The organism is Bacteroidota bacterium, from assembly GCA_016183775.1.
Lineage (GTDB): Bacteria > Bacteroidota > Bacteroidia > JABDFU01 > JABDFU01 > JABDFU01.
In genome coordinates this window covers 30,698-56,959 of sequence record JACPDY010000098.1, presented here as the reverse complement: position 1 = coordinate 56,959, position 26,262 = coordinate 30,698, and the positions used below count along the sequence as shown (strand labels likewise).

At 39.6% G+C, this 26,262-nt stretch carries 21 protein-coding genes; 7 read left to right on the top strand and 14 right to left on the bottom strand.

From position 1 onward, the window contains the following. The 9 genes from oah to HYU69_12640 all read right to left on the bottom strand — a co-directional run bounded on the left by oah (position 1) and on the right by HYU69_12640 (position 12,274). A complete protein-coding gene (gene oah / locus HYU69_12680; GenBank protein MBI2271192.1) occupies positions 1 to 1,101 on the bottom strand; it encodes a 6-oxocyclohex-1-ene-1-carbonyl-CoA hydratase in 1,101 nt (366 codons plus the stop codon). A 16-nt stretch (positions 1,102 to 1,117) separates the two neighbouring features. After that, positions 1,118 to 2,182: a 6-hydroxycyclohex-1-ene-1-carbonyl-CoA dehydrogenase gene (gene had, locus HYU69_12675; GenBank protein MBI2271191.1), complete on the bottom strand. Its 1,065-nt coding sequence runs from the start codon at positions 2,180 to 2,182 to the stop codon at positions 1,118 to 1,120. Further along, positions 2,172 to 2,363, bottom strand: coding sequence for a hypothetical protein (locus tag HYU69_12670; protein ID MBI2271190.1), 192 nt, complete (start codon positions 2,361 to 2,363; stop codon positions 2,172 to 2,174). Before HYU69_12670 ends, had begins: the two co-directional genes overlap by 11 nt. A 3-nt stretch (positions 2,364 to 2,366) precedes the next feature. Beyond that, the gene (locus HYU69_12665; protein ID MBI2271189.1) at positions 2,367 to 3,629 is read right to left on the bottom strand and encodes a thiolase family protein; all 1,263 of its coding nucleotides are present in this window, start codon (positions 3,627 to 3,629) and stop codon (positions 2,367 to 2,369) included. Further along, the gene (locus tag HYU69_12660) at positions 3,626 to 5,455 is read right to left on the bottom strand and encodes a 2-dehydropantoate 2-reductase (protein MBI2271188.1); all 1,830 of its coding nucleotides are present in this window, start codon (positions 5,453 to 5,455) and stop codon (positions 3,626 to 3,628) included. The genes HYU69_12665 and HYU69_12660 overlap by 4 nt, the downstream gene beginning before the upstream one ends. Further along, positions 5,452 to 6,669 carry a 2-hydroxyacyl-CoA dehydratase gene (locus HYU69_12655; GenBank protein ID MBI2271187.1) on the bottom strand — a complete coding sequence of 406 codons (1,218 nt, stop codon included), beginning with the start codon at positions 6,667 to 6,669 and terminating at the stop codon, positions 5,452 to 5,454. The genes HYU69_12660 and HYU69_12655 overlap by 4 nt, the downstream gene beginning before the upstream one ends. Before the next feature lie 2 nt (positions 6,670 to 6,671). After that, positions 6,672 to 8,417 (bottom strand): AMP-binding protein, encoded by a 1,746-nt coding sequence (locus HYU69_12650; GenBank protein ID MBI2271186.1) that lies wholly within the window; start codon positions 8,415 to 8,417, stop codon positions 6,672 to 6,674. Then, positions 8,417 to 9,256, bottom strand: coding sequence for a benzoyl-CoA reductase subunit D (locus HYU69_12645; GenBank protein ID MBI2271185.1), 840 nt, complete (start codon positions 9,254 to 9,256; stop codon positions 8,417 to 8,419). The genes HYU69_12650 and HYU69_12645 overlap by 1 nt, the downstream gene beginning before the upstream one ends. Before the next feature lie 336 nt (positions 9,257 to 9,592). Next, positions 9,593 to 12,274 carry a TonB-dependent receptor gene (locus tag HYU69_12640; GenBank protein MBI2271184.1) on the bottom strand — a complete coding sequence of 894 codons (2,682 nt, stop codon included), beginning with the start codon at positions 12,272 to 12,274 and terminating at the stop codon, positions 9,593 to 9,595. A gap of 287 nt (positions 12,275 to 12,561) precedes the next feature. Between HYU69_12640 and HYU69_12635 the strand changes: the two genes are divergently transcribed. After that, positions 12,562 to 13,230, top strand: a complete 669-nt coding sequence (locus HYU69_12635; protein ID MBI2271183.1) for a response regulator transcription factor — start codon at positions 12,562 to 12,564, stop codon at positions 13,228 to 13,230. Here HYU69_12635 and HYU69_12630 read toward each other — a convergent pair. From HYU69_12630 to bcrC, 5 genes are all read right to left on the bottom strand, one after another. Continuing rightward, positions 13,219 to 13,821 carry a 1-acyl-sn-glycerol-3-phosphate acyltransferase gene (locus HYU69_12630; GenBank protein MBI2271182.1) on the bottom strand — a complete coding sequence of 201 codons (603 nt, stop codon included), beginning with the start codon at positions 13,819 to 13,821 and terminating at the stop codon, positions 13,219 to 13,221. The two genes, HYU69_12635 and HYU69_12630, sit on opposite strands and share 12 nt — an antisense overlap. Before the next feature lie 185 nt (positions 13,822 to 14,006). Continuing rightward, positions 14,007 to 14,825, bottom strand: a complete 819-nt coding sequence (locus tag HYU69_12625) for a 1-acyl-sn-glycerol-3-phosphate acyltransferase (protein MBI2271181.1) — start codon at positions 14,823 to 14,825, stop codon at positions 14,007 to 14,009. Between the two features lie 72 nt (positions 14,826 to 14,897). Continuing rightward, positions 14,898 to 16,316 (bottom strand): benzoyl-CoA reductase subunit A, encoded by a 1,419-nt coding sequence (locus tag HYU69_12620; GenBank protein MBI2271180.1) that lies wholly within the window; start codon positions 16,314 to 16,316, stop codon positions 14,898 to 14,900. Positions 16,317 to 16,342: 26 nt separating this feature from the next. Further along, positions 16,343 to 17,644, bottom strand: coding sequence for a benzoyl-CoA reductase subunit B (bcrB, locus tag HYU69_12615; GenBank protein ID MBI2271179.1), 1,302 nt, complete (start codon positions 17,642 to 17,644; stop codon positions 16,343 to 16,345). Positions 17,645 to 17,826: 182 nt separating this feature from the next. Then, a complete protein-coding gene (gene bcrC / locus HYU69_12610) occupies positions 17,827 to 18,990 on the bottom strand; it encodes a benzoyl-CoA reductase subunit C (GenBank protein MBI2271178.1) in 1,164 nt (387 codons plus the stop codon). 109 nt (positions 18,991 to 19,099) lie between these two features. Here bcrC and HYU69_12605 point away from each other — a divergent pair, with 109 nt between their 5' ends. The 6 genes from HYU69_12605 to HYU69_12580 are packed head-to-tail and all read left to right on the top strand — an operon-like array spanning position 19,100 to position 26,189. Continuing rightward, positions 19,100 to 19,720, top strand: a complete 621-nt coding sequence (locus tag HYU69_12605) for an NTP transferase domain-containing protein (protein MBI2271177.1) — start codon at positions 19,100 to 19,102, stop codon at positions 19,718 to 19,720. Continuing rightward, positions 19,704 to 20,492 carry an XdhC family protein gene (locus HYU69_12600; GenBank protein ID MBI2271176.1) on the top strand — a complete coding sequence of 263 codons (789 nt, stop codon included), beginning with the start codon at positions 19,704 to 19,706 and terminating at the stop codon, positions 20,490 to 20,492. The genes HYU69_12605 and HYU69_12600 overlap by 17 nt, the downstream gene beginning before the upstream one ends. After that, positions 20,468 to 21,208 carry an SDR family oxidoreductase gene (locus tag HYU69_12595; GenBank protein ID MBI2271175.1) on the top strand — a complete coding sequence of 247 codons (741 nt, stop codon included), beginning with the start codon at positions 20,468 to 20,470 and terminating at the stop codon, positions 21,206 to 21,208. Before HYU69_12600 ends, HYU69_12595 begins: the two co-directional genes overlap by 25 nt. A gap of 1 nt (position 21,209) precedes the next feature. Continuing rightward, positions 21,210 to 24,011, top strand: a complete 2,802-nt coding sequence (locus HYU69_12590) for a molybdopterin-dependent oxidoreductase (GenBank protein ID MBI2271174.1) — start codon at positions 21,210 to 21,212, stop codon at positions 24,009 to 24,011. A 10-nt stretch (positions 24,012 to 24,021) separates the two neighbouring features. Beyond that, a complete protein-coding gene (locus tag HYU69_12585; protein ID MBI2271173.1) occupies positions 24,022 to 24,945 on the top strand; it encodes an FAD binding domain-containing protein in 924 nt (307 codons plus the stop codon). A gap of 17 nt (positions 24,946 to 24,962) precedes the next feature. After that, positions 24,963 to 26,189 carry a HAMP domain-containing histidine kinase gene (locus tag HYU69_12580; protein MBI2271172.1) on the top strand — a complete coding sequence of 409 codons (1,227 nt, stop codon included), beginning with the start codon at positions 24,963 to 24,965 and terminating at the stop codon, positions 26,187 to 26,189. The last annotated feature ends 73 nt before the right edge of the window (positions 26,190 to 26,262 follow it).

Below are 26,262 nucleotides of genomic sequence, written 5' to 3'. Positions count from 1 at the left end.
TCAAGAATTTACTTTTTGATATTGTGGAGAAATTATTCTGTGTAATTCTTCATTCCATTCATGGCCATTGGCAAGCAATTGCCGGAGTTTAATAAAATCAACTTCGCGGTTTTCTTTAGGCCCCTCATTAAATGCTTTAAAGCCGGCTTTTGCTTCGGTCATCATATTTAATGCGAGCCATTCCCTGCTGCTTTCCTTGTTTTTATCCCAATGCTCCAATTTGAACTTACGTACTTCCGAAATAGTTTTATTCGTACAATTGGGGAACGTATTCAGGAGTTTAGCTATGAGTTTATTCACTGCCGAATCCAGCATACTTAAATCTATTTCCGATGCTGCTATAATTTCCTTCGCCGCTTTTAATGCGTCACCTGTTTTGGATGTACCAAAAACAAGCCGTCCGAATTCATCAACGATCCTATCCGTGACCACCATTGGATTAGAAATAAATTTTCCATTATGCCTGAGTACAGGTACTATTTCACTGATAACTCCATAATAATATGCCTGATGCGCACTCCATGGCTCACATAATGTAAGCGACATCATAGCACGTTCCACACCTATAAAAAGAGGAAGAAAATCAGTAGCACCCCCGATAGGTGCGCTTCCATGTTTGGGTCCTGCCTGGCCGAATCGTGCCATATCGCCCGCAATACTGAAATCGCAGGCCATTCCAATTTCTTGTCCACCACCTATACGCATTCCGTTTACGCGACATATAACCGGCTTCTCACATTTTAAAATGGCACTCACCATATCATTAAAGAGGCGCATGTATTGTGAATATTCCTGTGGATTTCCGGAATAGTATTCCGCGTACTCTTTTGTATTTCCTCCTGTGCAAAATGCTTTATCACCAACGGATGTAAATACTACCGCAACAATACTTCTGTCATTTGAAGCCTCTCCGAATGCAAGAATTACTTCCTTTATGGCCTGTGTAGTATACGAATTGAATTGCTTTGGATTGTTCAGAACTATCCATGCGTTGTATAAATCTTTGACAGGTATCCCTTCCTTATCCAGGCAAGCCCTTTTTTCAAAAATAATTTCCTTGTAATTTACATCAACAAGTTTGTGACTTTTTAAATTTTCCATTTTGTATATTTTTTATTTAATTAAAATCAGGGACAAGGACGGAACGCTTATTGTATTTGTGCTCCAATGTATTTTTAAATACTTCATTTATTTTTGACATAGGGAATGTCTGAACAAATCCGGAAATTTCAAGTTTCCCGCTTTCAATTAGGTCCAGAACTTTAGGATATAATTCAGCTCTGCATCCCCATGTTCCGATTAGTTTCGCATCGAAAGCCATTAAATTACTCAGTCTTACTTCTACTTTATCCATTGTGAAACCAACTATAGAAAGCGTTGAAGTAAAAGTGATCAGATTAAATGCAAGATCCTGACCGGCCTTTGTACCGCTTATCTCAAATATCTTCCAGCCAATCTTCGGGGCTTTGATACTCTTTGCAATTTCTTTCACCCTTTCCTTAATCGCTTTTATGTCCATTCCTTTTATATTAAGAATGGCATCTACCCCGTTATTCAAAGCAATGTTCAGCTTCTCGTCACTGAGATCAAGAGCGATAACTTTTGCTCCGAATATCTTTGCAATCAACGCCCCATACAAACCGACTCCGCCAACCCCGATTACAATAGCCAGGTCGCCCGCTTCCAGTTCAGATTTTTCCACTACCTGGTAAGGAGTTGATATAGCATCCGCAATTACTGCTAATTGTTCGAGCGAATACTTTTTTAAAATATTTTCAGAAACAGGACACAAAAACTTTGAAGGAACCTTAATGTGTGAAGCAAAGCCTCCATGAAAATCATTTCCAGGCATTAGCTGGTTGCGACAAATATTGCTTCGGCCCTTTTTACATAATTCGCATTCTCCGCAGGGTAGAACGGCCGGAATGATTATTTTTTTCTTTAGCCAGTTTTTATTGCCGGCAATCACTACTCCACTGATTTCGTGTCCGAGTGTAAGTGGCAATGCATGCTTGGTTTGAACACCCGAGTGCCAAAAGCTTAAATCAGTGTGGCAGACCCCGCATCCGGAAACTTTTACAAGCACCTCTCCGTTTTTCACTTCAGGTAAATTGCTTTCTATTAAGCGAAATTCCTGATCGGTTTCCACCATTTGCCATTGATATAATCGATTAGTGCCCATGTCCTGTACTTTTTTTCTTTTGATATTCTATATATTCAGTCTCAGATGAAAATATTTTAAACACATGCGCTCTGGTTGAAACCTGGCGAATGAAACATCTTTTTCCTGTCTCCTGCTCTGCCTGTTTCAGGTATTTCTCAGCATGCGCCTTTGTATTAAATGGGTATTTCCAACGGCTCATTTCTCAATAATTTACATTTTCAAATAGTAGGGCTGTTCCTTGTCCACCGCCGATACAGGCTGAGGCAATGCCATATTTCACTTTCCTCCGGGTCATTTCTTTTGAAATTGTAAGTGATAAGCGTCCGCCAGTAGCTGCCAGCGGGTGACCTATGGCAATTGCTCCTCCGTTAACATTAAGTATACTCCTGTCTATATTCAGTTCGCGTTCGCATCCAATAACCTGAGCTGAGAACGCTTCGTTAATCTCAAAAAGACCTATGTCATCTATCTTCAACCCTGTCATCTCAAGCAGGAGCCTGATAGCAGGAACAGGTGCGAGTCCCATAATTTTCGGATCAATCCCACAACTTGCAGCGGCAACAACTCTTGAAATTGGTTTTAATGCCCGGTTCTCTATGAATAAACGATCCGCGATAATAACCGATGCAGCTCCATCAACAATCCCACTTGAATTTCCTGCAGTAAGAACGCCGACATCACTAAAAACAGAAGGAAGTTTCGACAATGCTTCAAAGGTTGTGGCCCGGATGTGTTCATCAGAAGCCAATGAAGCAATTCCTTTTGGAAGAGTTATTTTCCTTGATTTTAATCCCTCGATTTCAAATACGGAATTTTGTATGGGAACAATCTCTTCTTTAAAAACTCCTCTTTCGGAAGCAATAACTGCCCTGTCAAACGAAAGCTTCGCGTACTCATCCGTGTCTTTCCTGGTAATATTATACTTTTTAGCTACATTTTCTGCTGTATATCCCATTGGATAGCCTGCAGCAGTATCATCAAGAGCTTCCCAAAGCATGTCTTTAAATACCGGGCGCCCTAAAGGATATCCCATCCTGTTTCCAAAACTTACAGTAGGTGCCAATGACATATTTTCGGTTCCTGTGCATAACACGGCCTGTGCTTTATTAAGAGTAATCTGTTCCGATGCGGTTATAATCACCTCAAATCCGGATCCACAAATTCTTTGCACCATCAGCGCCGGTACTTCAGTGGGAATACCGGTGAATAATCCAATGTGTCGGGGCAGAAAATAGGCATCGCAGGAACTTTGACCGATGTTGGCAACAATTATTTGATCAATGTCATTAGGCGATAAGGTGCACCTGTCGAGGGCTCCACGGCTTGCATATATACCCAAATCGGTCGGAGAAACATGTGAAAGTGTCCCACAATACCTTCCGAACGGAGTACGGGCTCCATTTACCAGAAAAATATTATCAAAGATTATTCCGACTCCCTTTTGTTTATGATGATACCCTTTCATAATTTTTTAATTATTTTTTGTGATTCTGAGAATGATTCCTGTTTGGTCTGCATCAGAAGCTGTTCGCGGGCAATAAGTGCTGCTCCGAATGAAACAATATGCTGAGGATGCTCCAAGACGACAATCTGCCTTCCCAACTTTTCCTCCAGTAATATTTTTAAATATGGATGGTATGCAACTACCCCGCCAATCATGACAATAGGTACAGAAGGATGTATTCTCATTTTGGCTATGCGATTCCCGATAGAGAGATAGATTCCTTTCGCGAGATTCTCAATCGGCTGCCCGTCAAAAATCCATTTCATGATTTCAGTTTTTGCAAATACAGTACAAAAACTGTTTAATTCCTGTTTGTATTCTGACTGCGCTGCGAGGCGACTCATCTCGTTTATGTCGATTCCTGCACGTTCTGCAATTTCAATCAGAAAAACACCTGTTCCGGCAGCACATTTATCGTTGAGATAAAAATTTTCCACCCGTCCCTGAGTGTCGCAATGAATCATCTTAATATCTTCACCTCCAATATCAAGTATGTTCTTTTCTCCGGGTACAAATTCATTAGCCCCCAGGGCCGCACAATTAATCTCGGTCTTTACAATATCAGCATCTGTAAATGTTTTTCTTCCGTAACCGGTAGCACAACTATATTTGACGGGAAATTCCTCGTGTATAGCATTAATAATATGCCTGGAGGCTATTTTATCACGGTTTAGCGTCTTTAATGTATAGCGGAATACAACATTTTTATTTTCATCAATAACTGTCAACTTTGTATATGCAGAACCTAAATCAATGCCAAGGAAACAACTTCCTTTAGGGTTGATTTTGTTTTGTATATTCAGTATCGGCTTCTGTGAGATTGACGGCCTGGATGAAAATTGGGAAAGAAGCGTTTTATGTGTCATGGCTTTTACCATATTCACCATCGAAAGATTGAGCGAAGTCCGGATATAATGCTTCCTTCCGTACTCTACAATTTTTCCATTCATATAATCAATCTCTGTTTGTCGCTTGTTCATTAAATCGCCGGCGAGTGATGGATAGTGATTTCCGCCATTTTTCAGATAGCGAAGGCAATTTCGGATAAAATCATCAGGGAAGCGGATTTTTTCGGCTTCCGCCACTTCAATGGCTTCTTCAATAATTTGTTCCACAAGTTCAATTGTATCCGGAAATGCCATTGCCTCAGCCATCGTAAATCGCCCGATTCCGCAGAGCGGACTGAGGGAAGCATTTAAAATGGTCTTCTCCCATGCGCACCTGGTCAATTCGAAAGGAGTAATTGCCTTTGTTTGAAGACCCACTTTATTAAACAAATCGGAAATAACTTCGGAGCTTTCTTTTTTATTGTCGTCAAGGCAAGCCAGATAATTTGGGGGATTAAAAAAAGTTACTTTAACACAATTAGGCGACAGTGAATTACCTGCGAAATTGATAACTAATCGCATAGTCCTGGCGGCCCCTACCTTTTCCGCAATTATATTCTCTATGTCAATTCCATTTTGGGCACTAATGAAAATGGAAGTATTATCTTCCGGGAGATCTTTAAGAACACTTTCCACCTGGTAGGATTTCAAAGCAATAAAAACATAATCAGGATTTTGATCAAGCAATTCTGAAGTGGAAGCATAAATGTGTTCAAATTTTTCTCTCTTTTGAATTATATTTTCAAGTTTAATTCCCTCATTCTTTATCTGATTAATCTTGATCCTGTCATTGTCGCAAATCAGGACATCACATCCCGATTCCTGTAAATGAACAGCCAGTATCATCCCCACAGGACCTAAGCCTATAACACCTGCTTTTATTTTTTGTTTGTTACTCACGAATGTATTTTTGAAGATTCAATTTGCTCAATAAACGTTTCAATTTTTGTGATGCTTTGTCCTTCCGAGAAAAATCTCAAATCACATAAATCTCCTTCTATAATAAGGTAGGGCATACCTGTTTCTTCCTTTAAACGTAATGGCATTCCGAATTTTGCATTCGAATTATTAAAGCATGTTTTCGTATCATGAAATAAAATACCATCACACTTGTATTCGTCAAGCCAGAGTTTTAACATTTTTAATTTTGCCTTCTCACTTCTGTTTATAAAAATTTTTGTATACGCAAGTGCTGACGATTCGAATGGGTTCCTTTCATCAAACTCATCAAACACCCAACTGCTGCAATATGTGGAAGCAACAACAGCGGTATTATTCTGAACAAATAAATCTGAAAGCATCCGGATTTTTCCCCAAATTGGCATTCCCTCCCAAAAAATACGTAATTGTTCGTTTTTTACGACCCCATTCTTGTTCATCACATTCTCTTTCAGCTCCTTCAGAAGTAAAGTGTAATAATCTATTGCTTGTTCTGTTCCCCGCATCACTACAATGGGACCCATGTGAATCACTCCGTCAAAAAAGCTGATTGGCGCAGGTGATGCCGTGGAAGTTTTAAGGACCTCCTGCCAAAGATGGGTCGCTTCTTTACTTAATCTCAGCGTTTCACGGAACCTGTCAATATCAAATTTATTACCACTGACTTTTTCACATAGTGTAATTATTTTTTTATGCTGGTCAACAACAAGCGCTATCTCTTCTTTTGACACGTCATCTATATATCTCGGAGGGTGAATTCCAACAATAGGGCAATTAAATTCTTTTGCAAAAAAACCGAACCAATCCTGAACCTCACGGCACTGATTGGTATTGTATACAATCAAATCCGGCTTTGGTACACCTTTCATCCCATATTGATTTTTAAGCGGAGATATTTTTGCCAGGTACGAGCCAATATCAGCAGTAGTATATGAGCATATATGATTGGAATAGCCTAGTTTGGCGGATTCAGGAATAAGATCCATTGCAGTACGTGTTGCACCTAAAAGCGCTCCATGATTTTCAGGAAAATAAACCTCAAAGCCAAATGACCTGAGTAATTCTGCAGGACCCACGCTTGTACACCACGCAATTTTATTTTCACCGCTATCAAGCGACAGAAAATAATCGCGCATTACCTTTTTTAATTCCTGTGTGGCTTTTATCTCATACATAATTACATGCTGTGTTTTTCCTTCATCACTCCTTCTGTCTCCAGTTTTATGATATAAACATCCCCGCTCAGGAAGTTTTTCCCACCATAAAGATTTTCGATGTGAGCTTTATATGTTTCCATTAACTTATTGGGTGCCACTTTCATTGATGGAGTAAGTGTATTATTTTCGATTGTCAACTCATCATCAATAATCATTGCATATTTTACTTTAGAAAATTTTTGTGTGAGCCCGCAATTAACATCGTGCAAACAACCTTGAAGACATTTTCCTAATTCATTCATGCTTTTGGGACAAAAACAGCCCTCGTCCGGTGAGATTTCATAACTGGGATTATCCAGAGCCCTTTTGTTTGGAAACAACAGTGCGACCGGATATTCTTTGCCCTTTCCACAAATGACAGCAAAAGTGATATAATGACATTTAGTTTGAATAAGCTCCTCCACTTCCGATGGAATAACCTTTTCTCCATTAGTCAGTTTAAAAATCCTGTCCTTGCGTGATATAAGTTTTAATCCGGTGGGGGTAAATTTTCCTATGTCGCCTGTGCAATACCAGCCGTCATCAGTAAAGGCTTCTTTGTTTGCTTCATCATTATTATAATATCCCTTCATTACATTGGGCCCCTTTACCTGGATTTCTCCATCATCAGTTATCCGCAAACAAACTCCGGGAATGGGTTTTCCAACTATACCATTTTCTCTTTTCAGGGCAGGATCGGTAAGTGTGCAGCAGGGTGAAGTTTCTGTCAGGCCCCACCCTTCTATCACCGGAATTCTTTTGCGTTCAAACTCTTCAGAAATTTTTTGAGGAAGGGCGGCAGCGGCTGTAAAAATGAATTTTAAGCCGGAATGAAAAAATAACTTTTCAGCTTCTTTATCTGCTTTAGTGAGATCCACAAGTGATTGGTATACTTTAGGAACACTAAAAAATAAGTTGGGCTGAACGAGTTTCCAGTTTTCCATTATAACCTTTGAATCTTTCCCATACCCCGATTCCTGGTATATAGCAGCCCCATTATAAAGTGCAGAGAATCGCTCAAAAATGCCTCCAAAGCTGTGATGCCATGGTAAATAGGAGAGAAAGCGATCTTTTTCATTTACTTCCCATATCTTTTTCAGCGCGGCTTGCTGAGATAGTATATTTTGGTGAGTCAGCTGCACACATTTCGGAGTTCCCATGGTACCGGAAGTATACATGTTCAGACAAATATCATTGGCCGGCGCATTAAATAATAAAGAGGATGTAGCCTCGCTTTGAGGGGATAGCAGTTCACTAAAGGGAATAAGATTTCGGCGATTATGCTTTTCAAGTTTATCGAAGGAAATAATTTTATGAAGAGGAATTCCGGAACCAGTCCTGCTTAGTTGTAATTCCCCGGCTACAGCTAAAAACCGCGCGCTGGAATGTTTTATAAGAAATTCCGCTGTTTCCTTATGAAAGAATGCAAAAATAGGAACACTTATCCCCCCACTGGCCATAACTGCCAATTCAAGCTCAAGCATCTCAAGTCTGTTTGGAGAAAACATAACCATTTTATCTCCCTTTTTAAATCCGATATTGGTCAGGTTGACTGCAATATTCTGAATTTGCTCAAAAAAGATCTTCCAGGTAATGCCATTATAGCTCCCATTTTGTTTCTCCGCATAAACGATGTTGTCCGGAAAATGGACAACATTCCTTTCCAGCATCAATGCGATATTCGGAATCACATCTCCTAAATCTTTTTCTGACCTTAAATATTGCATTATGATATTACAGCTTGCTTTTCTTTCAGTTTAATATGTCTGAATCCTCCCCATAATGCAGCACCAATGGCCCCTGCATAAATAGCATCGGAATGAGTTTTAATGACAAATTTCTTCCCCGTCTCCTTTAATTGCTCTTCGATAGCCTGAATCATTCCTTTGTTAAGAGACATACCCCCCGTCAGGATTATAGGCGATTCTGCCTTGAGTGAACTCAGAAGCTTGATAATTCTTCCTGCTATAGAAATATGAATTCCTTTAATAATATTAGGAGTAGTTATACCACGTGAAACCATGTTGATAACATCTGTTTCCGCGAGTACCGCGCAAATCCCTGATGAAACTTCAGCTTCATCGGCCATGAGAGAAACATCTCCCACTTCCTCAATAGATAAACCCAGATAGCGGGAAATGTTTTCAACGAATTGACCAGACCCGGATGCGCATTGACCGGTCATCTTATAATCCAGTACCCTCGCATCTTCTGCAACTTTTACTGCACGGACATATAATGCCCCCATATCTACCACAGACTTTGCGTCAGGAAAAAAAAAGTTTGCGCCCTTGGAATGTGTCGTCATTCCATAAAAATGACCGCGTTTACGCTTTACTAAATCTCCCTCACCGGTTGAAGCCAAATATGCAATATCACAATCCTTCAATCCGTTTTTCTGAAGGATTGTTTGAATCATCTCATCTGCAACAGTTGTAGGATTCCGTTTTCGTATCTTTTCTGTATGCTTGTCGATGATTTTTGGACTCTCAGAGTAGTCCACAAGAGCCACCTTTATAAAATTACTTCCTACGTCGACTCCCAGTGTATAAAAAGATTTTACCATAGTCTTTAATATATTGAGGTTAATATGCTATTTGTATCAATCGTGTTGCGAATGAAATATTTCATTCTGGGGAAAATGACCAATTAGGTGTAATAAAGAAACGCTGAAATGCACAGTTATTCTATGATGTGCATCATATTTTATAAGGGATGAATATTACCGAGGAATACAGCTCTGCCGCAGCACTGTTAATATCCTTTGGGCAACAATTATCTGAGAAGAATGAGACTGATTACAGACTCCTATTATGAGTTGTAATGGGGGTTTTTATGTCGGATCCTACCGGCGCCATTTCCCTGCATTAGTATTTTAACGAAGTCCTGTCTCCGTTTAAAATTAAAATTTGAATTTAAGGCCGGCGTTAATTTGTCTGAATCCGCCGGGCATAATTCCGGAAGAAAGCCTGTGTAATCGGGAAGCCTGATACACTTCATCTGTAATGTTTTTTGCAGCCACAAAAAGACTTAATCCATTTAAGTATTTTGCATTATGTCTTTCAAATGAATAGGCAATATTCGCATCAATAGTTTTAAATGCCTGTAACTTTCCAATGGCACCCTCTGCTGTCTCACTATCAAAATTCAAATAGTCGGTGTATTGACTTGCCACATAATTTATATTAGCGCTAATACTTAGACCCTTGAATGCATAGGTAAATCCAGCATTTAAAATAAATGGCGGTAAATATGGGATCGAATTATTTGAAATTCCCGACTCGCCAAAAATAAAATCAAGACGCTTTATTTTACCGAAATCGACCACCGACAAATTACTTGTTATCAAACTATCCTGTCCAGCAACATTCGAAAAATAAACATCAAACCCTTTTCGTTCTGAATTGATCTTAGTAATAAGCTCAGCTTTTGTAGCGTCAGTATGCTTGGCTTTCAACAAGTCTGCATCTTTAAGTAACCCGCTTAAAATTGTCCCGTTCATCAGTGTCCCCGACAGATTTAAAACCAACTCATGGTTCTCGGCATTAAAAAGCTTATGCAAATACAGATTTATTGATGATTCAATTCCGTTAATATTTACAGCACCTAATGTCTGAAAAGCCTCATTCCTTCCTGCGGAATAATAATTCTTAACGTTGTTATTAAAATATGTTAATTGAACATTCGCAAACTTATTCAATAGATCACTCCTGATCCCGACCTCAAAATTTAAACTTACTTCAGGCTCACGGTTTATCGGCTTGGAAGTGGTTGGGGAAGAAACAATACCGTCTTCAACGTTTAAAAAGGCAAAGTCGGCTATCGGCGCGGTATAGCCCTTGTAAATACCTCCAAAAATATTTAATTTATTCGAAGGTTTGTTTATCAGATCATACGCGATCGCAGCACCCGGAATAAAACTTGTGTAAGTATTTTTTTGACTTCCGAAATATTTGCTGCCATCATTACCGCTCATTTTGGAAATGGCCAATTTATCGAAGCCATACATTTTTACAAATTCATAGCGTATAGATGGCGTAAAAGCTATTTTGCTATAGGTTAATTTATCCTTAATAAACCCTGAGTAAGCCGCCAATTCATAATATTGGTCCCTGTCAATTGTCCCGCTTCTGGCAAAGCGTGAAGAGTCATTTTTTATTTCAACATTAGCGAATGATTCCCAGTGGCCCTTTATTGTTCCTTCCAGGTTCATTTTAAACTTTTCCTTATCTACATTATACCTTAATGTTTGCTGGGCTCCTCCTACTCTGAACAAACGATTACGGGCCCTTGTACTTTCCTTACCTCCGGTTACTTTCCCAACTCTTATGTAATCGTTAATCCCAAAAGATTGGCCATCCAGGTACGAATATCTTTCATTGTATAAATTATTTCCAAGGTACGCTTTAGCAGTCGACGCTTTGATCAATGTATTTTCCTGTCTCCACCAGTCGCGCTGAAATTGAGATACGTAAATTTTCGAAGACAGAATAAAGTTGTTGCTAAGCTTGTAATTGTATGACAGATCAACGCCATAGCGTTTGGTGGTCAGGTCATCAGCATCAAATGGATTCTGCCATGGATCCATCTTAAATGTATATGGCGTAAGCGCGCTATAACTTGCTTTTGATTCCTCCTGGTGATAATTTAATTTCATATACACGGATGAACGCGCAGTTAATTCAGAATGTAATTTTGCAGTAGTGTTAAAGATGGATGATTGGGAATTATCCTGAAATCCATCAAAATATTTGTTCAACACCTGTAGCTCAGCTCCAACTTTATCCCAGGTTCCGCCATAGGTAACATACTCGGAGTGATACCCATTTTCGCCACCGGACAGATTAACTCCCAAGGTTGGTTTTAACGGTGGTTTCTTGGTTATATAATTTATTGTTCCGTACATAGTATTACTGCCATAAGCCAATATATCAGTTCCCTTCATTATTTCAATTCCATCCAGCCGGTCGGCCGGAGGATTATAATATGCTTCAGGAGCCAAATAAGGAGCAGGGGCAATTGGCGTTCCATCTTCCATCAACAGTATATTGACCGAGCGACGGGGATAAGAACCTCTGATGCCTACATTTAACCGGTTGGAAATTCCCATATCTCCGGAAACATTGATCCCGGAAACCTTTTTTAAAATCTCTTCTGTTCCAACAGGCTTGCTAAGTTCAATATCCCTGGAAGAGATTATAATATTAGAGCCCTGGTATTTATATGAATAATTGGAGAGGCTTTCAGAAATAACGATCTCCGGAAATTGAATCGCACTTGATTTTAATTTTATTTCCGGGATTTCAACCACTTCAAGTTCTGAAATAATATTGATTATACGCTCGGCCTTTTCATATCCCAAAAGAGTTATGGACAATTTATGCGTTCCTATTGCGACTTCGGAAAATTGAAATACGCCTTTTGAATCTGTATTTGTATTTGCTGTCCCGTTAATTATTACAGCAACATCTGACATTAACGCCCCATCGCTTTCGTTTCTTACAACACCTCTAATAACGGCATGCTGTGCAAAGGCTGTCACTGAAATGATCATGTACCAAAATATTACTCTGCTTTTTTTCATATTACGGATTCTCTTTAATCGCTTTACTCTAGTCACAAGTGAAAATGAAATGCGGCAATTATATTTTCCGGATCAAATTAATGAGAAAACAAATGGAATTACAATACCCATAACAAGGTATTTATAGTTTGTTCGGATAATATGCTTGTATACACTGACTTCTGTTAGGTTTGCTAAGGTTTAAGCCAATTCATGAGAAGGAGATGATTTATATCATATTTTTTAAAAGTAATAAAGTGCAGTTTAGCATGACATTAGCTTCGTAGCGGATGAATATGGATTGTTTTATGAGAAAAATAAAAATACTTATTGCTGATAATAGCTACCTGATCCGTAAAGGACTTCAATCCATTATTGACCAGGTTGAAGATTTTTCTATAGTAGGCGAGGCGGAAAAGGCGGAGGAACTTAGTGAAAAATTGTTGCTCAATAGCCCGGATGTACTTATAATGGACTACTCATCACGCTATTTTTGTTTAGATGACATCTCTATTATCCGGGAACATTTTCCAATGGTAAATATTTTGGCCATCACGTCCCTTCAGCCTAAATCTATAGTTTCAAAGTCAATTGAATATGGAATTACGAGCCATTTATGGAATGATTGTGGGAAAGAAGAAATCATAGAATCTATTTACAGTACTTCAATGAGTAAAAAATTTCTGTGCGGGAAAATTGTTGATCTGCTAATGGAGCAGAGTATGCTCATTTCATCAAATGTTTCCTGCAGCGGAGTTAAAATTTCAGAGCGCGAGATTCAGATATTGCAACTTATTGCAGATGGGCTTCCAAGCAAGCAAATCGCCGATAAGCTTTTTATAAGTGTGCATACTGTAACAACTCACAGAAAGAACCTCATGAGTAAACTCAATGTTAACAACAGGGCATCACTTGTAATGTTTGCGATTCGGGAAAATCTCATCGGCACATCAGGCATTTCCATTTCAACTAACTGATAGTGGAGTATTAATTATCGCCTGTACATCCATTTGAAGCCGGTTAATGCTTTTCTTATTTAATCCAGTTGTATTGATTGGTTTATGGATAATGATCTCAGCTATTCCAGGCCTTGCCCGGCCCTTCCAGATACCTCCGCGCTCAAGCAGTTTATAATTGGTAACGAATGTAACAGGAAGGACAGGTACCTGTTTTTGAATTGCAATAGCAAAGGCGCCTGATTTAAAAGGGCCAAGTTTTGGGGCCTCTTTGGATATTGTACCTTCAGGGAATATTGCAAGGGGATGTCCTTTATCAATCTCGGTACACATTTTGCGTAAGGCGCTAACAGATCCTGCAGCATTCTGTCTATCTACCAAAATATTCATTCCGGATGTATAAAAGATATGGAAGAGCGGCCATTTTTCAATTTCTTTCTTTCCTATAAAAACAAAGTACTGATCAAATATGCTATAAAGACAAAAAGTATCAAAAAATGAACTGTGATTCGGACAAATAATATATGCTCCATTTTTTGGAATGTTGCCGGCGCCCTTGATTTTCATAAAAACTCCCGCGAAAAGCAGTAATACAAATGCATGAAGTCTCATTAATATAAAGGCTTTGGGAAATCGCTTTGAGTCTGACAACAGGAAATAGAAGAAGGGAAATAGAATAATGAGCGAGAGCGCAAAAAAGATGAAGTAGTATATTTTATAAATGATACGAAAGGGCGCTACAATATATTGCATGTTTTCGTGATATATGGGGAGTATAAATTAAACCGTATTTTACTCTAACTTTCTTTTAAATTATATACATGTTCTTTTACTTTCCCGGCCCAATAAAGATCTGTGTGCATTTTTGTAAATGTGGTGTATGAAATAGGCTTGCCGATAGTTAGTTTGATAAATTTTCCCTTTTGCTTGTAGACTTCGTCAACAAGGTAAAACATCTCCAGGTTCGCTTTTATCCCAACTATCCTGCGAATAGATGCCAGGGTATAAAAAAAATTGCTGTTGCAGGCATCAATGTGCACAGGAATGACGTTACGTTTATATTTTATGGCCTTGGTAACAAAACTCTTTTTCCAATCAAGATCTTTGATTATTCCATTTTGCCTGCGTGAAACAAGCCCGGCCGGGAATACAATGACGCACTCATTTGATGCATACACATGGTCTATATGCCTTACATTGTCGGCGTTGTTTTTCCCGTGCTTGTTTATCGGAACTAATAAGCTATTCAGATTTTCAAGATTCATTAATATATCATTCACCAATGCTTTAATATCTTTTCTCACTCTTCCTATTTCTTTCATCACTGCAATTCCATCAATTCCGCCAAGAGGGTGGTTGCAGGCAACAATGCACCCTCCTTCCCCGGGTATATTCTCCAACCCTTCAGTAATCACCTGTATCTGGAAGTTTGCAAGCGCGGCATTTACAAAATCGTGTGCATATTCATTCCTTGTGAGCCGCAGGAACCGGTTGAATTCTTCCTGGTGAACAATTCGTTTAATGTATTGTAAAACCGGTAGAGGGAGAAGCCTGAGCAGTACGGGGTTTTTACTCGCAATAATATCTTCAACGTCTATTTGTCTGATGTTTTGCAATGGCACTTTTCAGCGAAGGTATATCTTGAATACCCCATAAACTATGATGAAACGGAAAGGAAAGTATTTTATTTATATTACCTTTTCTTTTTTCACAATTGGTAAATCTGCCTGAATATTTCTTCTGGCAAACATTGCACCGCCAAGGGCTCCCATGAATATGGAATCAGCATGAATATTTATTTTTATGCCATCTCCGTAATTTTCTTTTACAAGCTGACCCAGGTATTTTATAACTGCCGGATTCCGTGCAACTCCGCCTGTAAATGTAAATTCATTAAATACTCCTCCGGAGCGTGCAATTAAGGACATAGCACGCATGATTATTGCCTTGTGCAATCCTCCAAGTATGTCTTCCCGTTTCTCTCCAAGATTGGTAAGTTCACGCAATTCTGCTCCGGCAAATACGGTACAGGTAGAACAAATGGTCACTTCCTTTTCTGCCTTCATGGCCATGGGACCAAGCTCATTCAGTGAAATGCTCATTTCATCAGCAATGTAGCCCAGGTATCTTCCGCATCCTGCCGCGCATCTGTCGTTCATCTGGAAACTTGTAACAAGGCCATATTTATCAACTTGTATAGCTTTGGTATCCTGCCCGCCAATATCAAGTACTGTTCTGGTTTCCGGGAAAACTGCGTGCGCGCCAAAGGCATGACACAAAATTTCGGACCGAATACAATCCTGTGGAAAAGGTAATAGCGCACGACCATAACCTGTTCCGGTCATGCTGGTAATGTTGAATTCGATCTCAGCGATCTCATCAATATGTTCGCGAAGCGTTTCTGAAACATGGTTGAAATTACCCTTAAGTAAATTCATTTCCGCGTCAAAATTTACACTTGTGTTATCCGCAACCGTATCAGGAAGATTTTTATACTTATCCTTCAGTTCTCCCATCGCTTTGTGAACAAGTTCCTGAAAGTTGAATTGAATACGCTCATTTTCGGCGGGACTAATACTTTTGTCCCATACAGTCATGAGTGGCTCAAATAGAGACATGTCAAGTTTATTCACTTCTTCATTATATTTTTCCGAAACAATATCCCTGAAGAATTGATTTTTAGAACCCAGGTTATTGTAGAGATAGTCGCGTTTGATTACCGGCTTGAATGCCTTTCGGATATTTCTCAGGTGGCCGATGATTTCTTCCTTCTGTTTTTCATCTTTAAAAAAAGTATTGCACGTTTTCAATAACTCCAAGCCCAATCTATCAAGGCGAACTTTGAATTGCTCGTATTGAAAAACACTTTCGAGGTCGGTGATGTATTTCCTGTACTCAGGTTTTGCTTTTATTTCTTCCTCCAATTTTTTTTGAAGCACGAAGAATCGGGCGTTATAAAGGGCTTCATCGCGGGCAATATCAGCAGCAACTGCATAGTTAGCGCGGGTATTAGTAATTCCACGTCCGATAATTTCATCCCTTTCGTCGATGATGACCGCTTTTGAGGTAGTAGATCCCAGATCAACCCCGAGATAGTATTTATTCATTTTAGTATACAGTTTTTATTTATTAATCAGGCAGCTATGCCTTCCTGCTTCAAAATAATTTTTCGTTGTTCCAGCATCTGGAAGTACGATTCCAGGCGGTTTTTAATATTCGCATATGAGAAATACCGCGGATCGACCAGGTCGCTTTCGATAAAGCCAACCGGAACTCCCGTTCGTTGTTCAATTTCACGCATAATCATAAGCTGTCCGGCCGAAAAGGAATTACAACTTTTAATGGAATTAATAAGGAAGCCATCCGCTTTATACTCCTTCACATATTTCTCAAGAAGGCCAACACGCTGCGGTAAATTCATGTTGGTATAGCATCCCATACAATACCTGGATAAGCTTTCCAATGGTTCTTTGGGATCATGTCGGAATCCTAAGTCATAAACACCCCCTACTTTTGTATAGGAAGAAGCCACAATAACTGCACCCATGTCGTAAAATATTTTCCAAAATTCCCGAAAATTTGTCCAGTTTGGAGGGCCTTCCACTACTAAGCGAAACTTTTGCTCTTTCATCTCGCCTTCCGGCGTAACCGGTCCCAATCCAAGTTTCATCCGATCCTGAACCTCATTCCAAAGCTCTGTATAATAATTTACCGATTCTTCCGTTCCCCGAAACGCAGTGAATATGGGGCCTATATAATACACCCCGGCAAAATATGCATCAATTGGCGAAGGAACATTTTTTGCACTTTCCAGAACTTTTACAAGCAGATCTTCGGCCTTTACCGAATTCTCCATCATTTTCGACAATCTTGAAGGATCATACTTTTTTCCTGAAACCTTTTCCATTTTAGGAATTACATCTTCCTTCAGCTGCTTTACCATATACTCGATCTGATCTTTGGTTATCTTTCCGTCCTCTTGGTAGGGCGTATGAAGCATAGCAACCGGAACTCCCGGATAAAGCCTCTCCAGGTTTTCGAACCACTTGAGAAAAGTAAAGCAGCCTGTGTAACTGAGCAGAAGTAAATCGGGACTGGGAAGCTTTTCTCCTGTAGGTCCGATATTTCCATTCAACATCATGCCTATGTCGCATTTTACATATGTACACACATCTTCCGAAAACCCGATTTTTTCAGCATCCTTTATAAATGAACCTGATTTTTTTCTCATTCCCGATTGAAGTGCATTAATTTCAGGATACACAGGGAGCATATCAAATGAAAGAATCAGCTCAGTAAGATTTCCGGGAACAAAAGTGTATACAACTTTTTTCCCAAGTTCTTTTGCCATACTTAACTCGTGAAATTGCTTTGCCAGCATTTCCTTCTGGAGATTCATACTTTTCTCCTTGATAGCCTCTTGTGGATTTGCCATTATCTGTTTTTTAAAAAATAAATAACTGCCGAAGAAAAATTTAATCACCCCGGCTTTTAATACAGTCCTTTAACCAAATGAAATGACTTTAATTATACATTCCGATATCAGGGCAATTTTCATCGATCCAAAAATCTCTTTATGGAAAATTATTGCAGAATAGCCGGTATTATTGACTTGCTTCAGGCCCATAGTTTAATCGAATCTGAGAATGTACCTGCCTGTTCTTTAATAACCTTAAACTGTCCTGTGTTTTCATGAAACTGAAAATTGATATGGGGAATTCCCGCTTCATCACATTCCTTCTGCATCTGCGGCCTATCGAGCAAAGCCGGATCACAGAAGCTGGCCGCGGAAAAAATAATTCCGTCTGCATTTCTCGCTTTTGCCAATTCAACCAATCGTTTTCCCTTCGGATTTCCCACATCATAATACGCGGATGAAAATGTACTTTGATTGATATACGCATTCGCAAGGGATTTCAAAGGATTATCAGCAGCCGAATTAATTTCGCCCTGTATCCACCGTGACCCAAGCATAAAGTCATCATCCACAATATAACATCCTGCCATTTCTATTGATTTTATTAACCCGACAGGAGGTTGTTCACAAAACGAGCCCGAAACAACAACACGAATATTATCCATTGGTTCACCCCGTTCTTCATTAATATAAACCAATACCTGATCTAGTATTTTATTATGCTCTTCAACAGGTATTGTGATTCCCGCCCGGAGGATGAAATATGTTTCTACCGCAGATAACCTCCAGGGATATTGTTGCCGGATATTATATATTTCTTCGATCAACTTTCGATTTCTATTATAGAGTATAATCGCCTTATTTATATTTTCTTCAGCAACTTTAACTTTGTTAATATTATACATGTCTTCCATTACTTTTTCCATTTCCTGAACGTAAAAAGTTCCACCAACGAAAGCGTCAAAGTTTTGAGGGTAATCAAAATATCTTTGAAATTTTCCTTTATGAGAGAGCTTAAACATTCCGGAAAGATTTCTTACGCAATCGCAAATCGCAGGAAACAGGAACCCGTCAAACCCGCTTAAATTAGTATCGAGTGCCATTTCAATAATGCCACGGGGCAAATGGCAAATATAGGACTGATAATAGGCGTCGCCTTTGATTATTTGTTTTCTGTCGCCCGCCCCCATGATGCCAACCGGAAGACCACTTGCGGCATGTATGATCTCGCGCGGAATATAAATCGGTAGATACCCTACTAAAATCCGATCCTTGTGTTCCGCTTTCCATTTTTTAGCACGTGAAAAATTTAAATCGAAAGCAAGCTCTTCGCATTCTTTCAGTATGGCATCAAGAGATTTCATTTCAAATTTATTTTAAACAAAATAACTCCAATGCCAATGAAAATACTATGATTTGAATCATAATATTAAAAGGCGAATAAGAATACTTTCGTATATAAATGGACTGAGAATGAATAATATGACCGGAGCACTCATTTTGGCAGGAGGGAAATCAGAACGGATGAATTTTCCGAAAGCCTATCTCTTGTACCAGGGTGAAACGTTTCTGAAAAGAATTGTTGACAGATATTGGAATGCGGGAATAAAAAATATCTGTGTTGTATTGAATTCAGATTTCTGCAGTGATGAGTGGAGCAAATACATTGACGAAGTACTGCCAACTTCTGAAATAGTCAGAAGCCCTGCACGTGAAGCCGGAAGATTTCATTCTATTAAACTCGGGATGGAAAGGATGATGGACATGGATTGTTGTTTCATTCAGAATATTGATAACCCCTTTGTGAATATGGAAACCATTAAAAATTTGCTGGAGAACAGAAATTCATATGGATACACTATTCCTTCTTACCAGGGCAAAAACGGTCATCCTATCGTAATCTCAAAAAATATTATACGGTATGTGAGTTCAGTAATTCCTGATCAGGATTTAAATCTCAGAAGTGTTTTGTCGGGGTTTCCAAGGCGGAACATTATTGTTAACGACGAATATATATTGACCAATATAAATACTCCGGATGATTACGAAAGGGCTATTGAGCAAAAAGTAAAAATAAGTGAAGGACTTATATAAAAAGATAGCTGAAGCTGAAGCAATTAATCAGGGAGTGGCACTATGCACCGTTGTGAATACACATGGAAGTACTCCCAGAAAGATTGGTGCAAAGATGATAGTTTATTCCGATGGTCAAATTTACGGAACCATAGGAGGAGGAGAATTAGAAAGAAAAGTTATTGGTAATGCATTGTCGACAATTAGTGAGAAGAGGCCAAAGCTTTATCGGCATGATTTATTGAACCAACATAATATGTGTTGTGGAGGAACGGTGGACATTTACATTGAGCCGATTATGAAAATGAACAAATTATACATTTTTGGTGCCGGGCATACCGGCCAGGCACTTGCTAGGTATGCCAGCAATCTCAATTTCGAAATTGTTTTAATTGATGAACGTAAAGAATACATTAACCAATGTACTACTGAGGAGGTCAATAAAATGAATATACCCTGTCAAAAGGCATTGCAGCTGCTTCCATTCGATGAAAACACTTTTATCTGTATTATGACTCACAGTCATCCAAAGGACAGAGATATTCTGGCCTTTTGCCTAAAAAAGCCATTCGCATATTTGGGCATGATCGGGAGCCGGCGGAAAGTTGAAATGACAAAAAAAATATTTGTACAGGGGCTAAACATACCGGAAGAAAAACTGGAAACAGTTGATATGCCCATGGGTATTAATATCGGAGCCGAAGGGCCGGATGAAATAGCGTTTAGCATTTTGGCGAAATTAATACTAGTTAAAAACAATGTGAAACAATGGGAAAAAGAATTGCACTCGTAACCGGCGCAGGAAAAGGTATTGGAAAAGCGATCGTAAAGAAACTCATTGCAGATAACTGTTTTGTAATCGCGATTGATATAGATGAAAATGGCGGCAAAAAGCTTTTGGCTGAATTCGGCAAAGACAAATTGAGCTTTGCCAAAGCCGACATCACCAAAGAGAAAATCATCCAACAATTATTTCAGAAAATTATTTCGAAGCACAAACAGGTTGATATACTGGTAAACAATGCCGGCGTTATTCGTGATAACCTGATCTGGAACATGACTACTGCCGAATTTGATACAGTAATAAATATAAACCTGAAAGGTACCTGGTTAATGTGCCGGGAAGCGGCAATAATTATGAAAAGGCAAAATGGGGGGCGAATCATTAACATATCTTCACGCGCATGGCTTGGGAATCGCGGACAAAGTAATTACTCCGCATCCAAAGCAGGTGTTGTTTCGCTTACACGAGCTTTAGCCCTCGAGCTCGGCAAATATAATGTGTTTGTAAATGCAATAGCCCCGGGGCTAATTGACACACCGCTTACACAAAAATTGGAAAAGGAAATTTTAGGAAAATTAATTGAAGCGCAGCCAACAAAGTCCATGGGAAAACCGGAGGATGTGGCAACCGCAGTTTCCTTCCTGGCTGCAGAAACGACACAGTTTATAACAGGTCAAACAATTTATGTGGATGGCGGTAAAAGTATTGGAAGTAATATGATTTAAAATGAAAGAACTTCAACTCAGAATAAACGGAAGTCTTATTACCCTGCTTGCAGAGGAACATGAAATGCTTTCGAAAGTGATTCGTGAGAAAGTAAGATTAACGGGGACTAAAATTGGTTGTGAGCAAGGCAGTTGCGGAGCATGTACGGTATTAGTTAATGGAAAACCAGCCTTAAGTTGCATAACTCCGGCTCACCGCTGCGGGAACGCTGAAATAATAACTATCGAAGCGCTCTCTAAAAACGGTGAACTCCATAAACTACAGCAAAAATTTATTGAAAAGGGTGCGATTCAGTGCGGATTTTGTACTCCCGGTATGGTAATTACCGCACTCGAATTTGTCAGCAAAACCGTTAATCCGTCAACAGAAGAAATTAAGACGGCTCTTTCAGGAAATTTATGTCGCTGCACGGGATACAAGAAAATTATAGAGGCTGTTGCTGAATATTCATCCGAAATAGCGGGAGGAATAGTTCCATCGGAAAATATTGATACACCCGAGTTAAATACTTTGAACGTTATTGGTAAACGAAAGCCCTATATTGAATCTGAAAGGAAAGTAAAGGGAACAGCTGAATATGCAGACGATATAGAGATTAAGAATGCCCTTCATTGTAAATTTCTGAGAAGTATTTACCCTCATGCCAAAATTGAAAGCATTGATATTTCTGCAGCAGCGGGAATGGAAGGCGTGCATTATATTGTAACAGGAAAAGAGTTGCCGGTTACGTTCGGCGTTCTGCCTATTTCACAGGATGAAACAGCACTCGCAATTGACAAAGTACGGTATGTTGGAGAAATTGTTGCAGCAGTGGCGGCTGATACAGAGGCCCTGGCTCTTGAAGCATGCAGGAAGATCGTGGTTAAATACAATACCATTAAAGAATTTCTACACATTGAAGACTCTTTGAACGATGTCGGAACTAATGAGAAGATACATGAACATTGCAAGTTTAATAACAACATACATAAGAAAGCCGAACTGCGTTTTGGAAATCAGAAACAAGGACTGAGTGAATCGGATGTTACAAGTAAAATGTCATTTGAATTTGAAGGTATTAATCATGGCTTTACCGAACCTCACGCTGCAACGGCTTTTTGGAATGAAAACGGGTTGACAATAATATCAGCTACTCAGGTTCCTCATTACCTTCATCGGTCGCTCGCCAGGGTTATGGAACTGCCACTAAGCCGCGTCAGGGTCATTAAACCTTATGTTGGCGGCGGGTTTGGCGGGAAAAGTGATCCTTTTCCTCACGAGATTATTATTTCTTACCTGGCAAAAAAAATCGGACGTCCTGTGCGCGTAAGGCTTTCCCGCGAGGAAGTTTTTATTACGAATCATGGCCGACATCCTTCAAAGATGACAATAGAAATGGGACTATCAAAAGATGGCACCTTCACGGCTCTTGATGCGGATATTGCGATTGACGGCGGAGCTTATGGCAGCTTTGGAGTAGTTACATCTTATTACAATGGCGTATTGCTGCAAGCTCCCTATAAGCTTAACAACTTTGGTTTCCGGACCTTTCGCGTGTATACCAATAAACCCCAATGCGGGGCAATGCGGGGTCACGGCGCTGTAAATTCCCGGTTTGCCGTAGAGTCTGTTATTGATGATCTGGCACATGAAATTAAAATGGACCCCTGTGAACTCAGAATGAAGAATTTTCTGGACTCAAACACTCTTACAGTTGGCCATTACCGCATTACTTCGAACGGAAGCCGGGAATCCCTGCTAAAAGTCATGGAGCAGTCCGATTGGAAGAAGCGCTTTGGAAAGCTGGAATATGGTTATGGTCTCGGAGTAGGCTGTGGTTTCTTTATCAGTGGAAGCGCTTTACCTATTGTATGGAACGAATTACCGCAATCAGTGGTTCACCTTAAAGTTGATTTTGATGGACGCATAGTGATCGCTTCCGGGGCAAGCGACATAGGCCAGGGCAGCGATACAATGCTTGCCATGATAGTGGCTGAGGTATTGGGTATAAGTTTTGATAAAATATTTGTCCTTTCCGCCGATACACTCCTTACTCCTGTTGACTTAGGAAGTTATTCAAGCCGTGTAACATTTATGGCGGGAAATGCCGCAAAAAATGCTGCTGAAAATCTCAGGACTGAAATTTGTACTGCAATTGCAAAAAAAACCAGGGTGGCAATTGAGGAGTTGAATTTTTCCGGCAATCGGATTTTTAGTAATAACAGGGAAATTAACTTAACCTGGGATGAAGCGATTGATATTCTTACAGCACATCGTGGTGCGGTAAGTGTGAGCGGCAAATATATCTCACCAAAGCTCGGCGGCGATTTTAAAGGATCAGGTGCGGGGTTGAGTCCATCCTATTCCTTTGGCGCTTGTGTGGCAGAAGTAAAAGTAGATGTGGAAACCGGATCTGTAAAAGTATTAAATGTTTGGGGAGCCCATGATTGCGGGAAGGCGATAAATCCGCTCGCTGTGGAAGGTCAATTGGAAGGCTCATGGCACATGGGAATCGGACAGGCAATGTCTGAACAAATGAAATATTTCAATGGCCTATTACTGAACAACAATTTTCTTGATTATAAAATCCCCACCACGCTCGACACCCCTGATATTCACACAAATATTATTGAATCAAATGATCCGGAAGGCCCATTCGGTGCAAAAGAATGCGGCGAAGGCGCTTTGCATCCGGTAATTCCGGCCATAGCAAATGCTGTATTTAATGCAGTAGGAGTCAGGATAACCCGTTTGCCAATAAGTGCTGAAGATGTATTAAACAAAATAAAGAAGAAGCGCCTTGAAAAAAGGGCTATAGTGTAAAATGACTGCGATGGAAAAATATATCCGGCCAAAAACAGTTGAAGAAGCTGTAAAACTGGCTCACGAATGCGGAAGTGATTTTAGTTTCATTGCAGGCGGAACTGATGTCATTGTAAATACGCTGCACGGTAACAATTCATCATCCTGCCTGATTGATATATCTGATATTGATGACATGAGACAAATCAACCGGAACGGCAAACACCTGAAAATTGGCGCAGCCGTTTCCTTAGATGCTTTAAAAGAGAATCCGGATATCGTAAGTGAATTCCCATTGCTGATAGAAACCTCAAATGCAGTGGCAACGCCCGTGATACGAAAGACAGCTACTATCGGGGGGAATATTTTATGTGAAAATCGCTGTACATTTTACAATCAAACCAAATGGTGGAGAAATGCGGTCGGTAATTGTCTCAAATGTAATGGAGATACGTGTATTGCGACAGGAGGGAAAAAGAATTGCTTTTCAAAGTTCGTTTCTGATATGGCTATTGCATTAATTAGTATGAACGCATGTGTAGAAGTCATTGAATATAGCGAAGGCTATATGTCTCGTCTCGAAGACATCTATAGCCGGAATGGAATTAATTCTCTCAAGATCAAAAGAACATCACTCATCAAGGCTATTTACCTCCCGCTTCATGAAGAACACCGTTCGCGGTTTATAAAATTAAGGCCACGGGAAAGCATGGACTTTGGATCTTTAACTAGCGCAGTAACCATTAATAAACAGGGGAAAATTAAAATTGTATTAGGCTGCATTGATCCCGGACCAATTGTTATTGAAGGAAATCAATCGGATAATAAAGAGGAAATGATCCGGATAGCAGTTAAAAAGTCCAGGATTGTGGATAACGACGTGTACTCCCGGGAATACCGGAAGGAAATGATAACCGTATTTCTCAACAGGAGTTTTAAGGAATTGCAGCTATAAGCAAATTATCTGAAAAAATGCCGCCTAACAAAAATTCAAGTTCGAATTTTATATTTATTACAGGGCTATCCCTCTCGTTGATAATATTCGCTATTGACCTGCTTACACCCCTTGGTGTTGCGGATGGCATCTGGTATGTAGGTGTTATGCTTCTTTCAATGTGGGCTAATGATAAGAGATACATTGTTATCTCTGCCCTGACGGGAGTTGTACTGATAATTTCCGGGTATTTTTTTTCGCCGCCAGCTTCTGTGGGTGCGGTTGCCTATATAGCCATTGCCAATCGTCTGCTTTCTATTATGGTTGTTATTACATGCGCGATTGTTATTGTCAGGTATAAAAAAATTGAACGGAAAGCTATAGAGCAGCATGAAGTCCTGCAGCAATTGACAGCAGATCTTAAAGAGTCAAATTTTTATCTTGAGGAGCGTGTTAAAGAACGAACTGTTGTTCTGGAAAATGCACTTAAAAATCTTAAAAAGTCGGAGGAAGAGCTGCAGAAATCTTTAGAGCACGAAAAGGAATTAAATGAGCTTAAAACACGATTTGTTTCAACTGCGTCCCATGAGTTCCGGACACCTCTTGCCACCATTCTGTCTTCGCTATCCCTGGTCTCGAAATATGGTGAACAAAACGAAAAAGCAAAACAAAACAGGCATATTGACCGGATAAAATCTGCTGTAGTCCATCTTACTGATATATTAAATGATATCCTTTCTGTTAGTAAACTCGAAGAAGGAGGAATGACAACCTCATTAGAGCAGTTTTCGATATACAATGCGGTGTCAGACGTTGTCCGGGAAATGCTTTTAGTGGCCCAACCCGGGCAGAAAATCGAATACCATCACTTTGGCCAGGATGAAATTATCCTTGATAAGAAGATATTAAAACATATTTTATTAAACCTTATCTCAAATTCAATTAAGTTTTCGAAGGAAGACTGCAGAATAAGCATTAAAAGTGAAGCTCTCCATTCAAATTTAATTCTTAAAGTTGAGGATAATGGAATGGGGATTTCTGATGAAGACCAGGTACATCTTTTCGAAAGATTTTTCAGAGGAGAAAATGTTTCCGCCATACAGGGGACAGGCCTTGGACTCAATATTGTTGCAAAGTATGTGGAACTATTGAACGGGAAAATTGATTTTACCAGCAAGCTTGGAGAGGGGACTACGTTTATAATAAAATTTGATCTAAATGAAAGCGTAATATCTTCAGGTCAAAGGGAGATGAATTTAGGATGATCGGCTGTTCCCATATCTGATTTTGTTTCTGTTCATAAACAAAATCTTCTATTGCGTTTGATCATAATTTTTT

What these genes read in the sequence shown, in the direction of transcription:
- oah (MBI2271192.1), bottom strand. Translation starts at nt 1,101, where the DNA reads ATGGAAAATTTAAAAAGTCACAAACTTGTTGATGTAAATTACAAGGAA.
- had (MBI2271191.1), bottom strand. Translation starts at nt 2,182, where the DNA reads ATGGGCACTAATCGATTATATCAATGGCAAATGGTGGAAACCGATCAG.
- HYU69_12670 (MBI2271190.1), bottom strand. Translation starts at nt 2,363, where the DNA reads ATGAGCCGTTGGAAATACCCATTTAATACAAAGGCGCATGCTGAGAAA.
- HYU69_12665 (MBI2271189.1), bottom strand. Translation starts at nt 3,629, where the DNA reads ATGAAAGGGTATCATCATAAACAAAAGGGAGTCGGAATAATCTTTGAT.
- HYU69_12655 (MBI2271187.1), bottom strand. Translation starts at nt 6,669, where the DNA reads ATGTATGAGATAAAAGCCACACAGGAATTAAAAAAGGTAATGCGCGAT.
- HYU69_12650 (MBI2271186.1), bottom strand. Translation starts at nt 8,417, where the DNA reads ATGCAATATTTAAGGTCAGAAAAAGATTTAGGAGATGTGATTCCGAAT.
- HYU69_12645 (MBI2271185.1), bottom strand. Translation starts at nt 9,256, where the DNA reads ATGGTAAAATCTTTTTATACACTGGGAGTCGACGTAGGAAGTAATTTT.
- HYU69_12640 (MBI2271184.1), bottom strand. Translation starts at nt 12,274, where the DNA reads ATGAAAAAAAGCAGAGTAATATTTTGGTACATGATCATTTCAGTGACA.
- HYU69_12635 (MBI2271183.1), top strand. Translation starts at nt 12,562, where the DNA reads ATGAGAAAAATAAAAATACTTATTGCTGATAATAGCTACCTGATCCGT.
- HYU69_12630 (MBI2271182.1), bottom strand. Translation starts at nt 13,821, where the DNA reads ATGAGACTTCATGCATTTGTATTACTGCTTTTCGCGGGAGTTTTTATG.
- HYU69_12620 (MBI2271180.1), bottom strand. Translation starts at nt 16,316, where the DNA reads ATGAATAAATACTATCTCGGGGTTGATCTGGGATCTACTACCTCAAAA.
- bcrB (MBI2271179.1), bottom strand. Translation starts at nt 17,644, where the DNA reads ATGGCAAATCCACAAGAGGCTATCAAGGAGAAAAGTATGAATCTCCAG.
- bcrC (MBI2271178.1), bottom strand. Translation starts at nt 18,990, where the DNA reads ATGAAATCTCTTGATGCCATACTGAAAGAATGCGAAGAGCTTGCTTTC.
- HYU69_12605 (MBI2271177.1), top strand. Translation starts at nt 19,100, where the DNA reads ATGAATAATATGACCGGAGCACTCATTTTGGCAGGAGGGAAATCAGAA.
- HYU69_12595 (MBI2271175.1), top strand. Translation starts at nt 20,468, where the DNA reads ATGGGAAAAAGAATTGCACTCGTAACCGGCGCAGGAAAAGGTATTGGA.
- HYU69_12590 (MBI2271174.1), top strand. Translation starts at nt 21,210, where the DNA reads ATGAAAGAACTTCAACTCAGAATAAACGGAAGTCTTATTACCCTGCTT.
- HYU69_12585 (MBI2271173.1), top strand. Translation starts at nt 24,022, where the DNA reads ATGGAAAAATATATCCGGCCAAAAACAGTTGAAGAAGCTGTAAAACTG.
- HYU69_12580 (MBI2271172.1), top strand. Translation starts at nt 24,963, where the DNA reads ATGCCGCCTAACAAAAATTCAAGTTCGAATTTTATATTTATTACAGGG.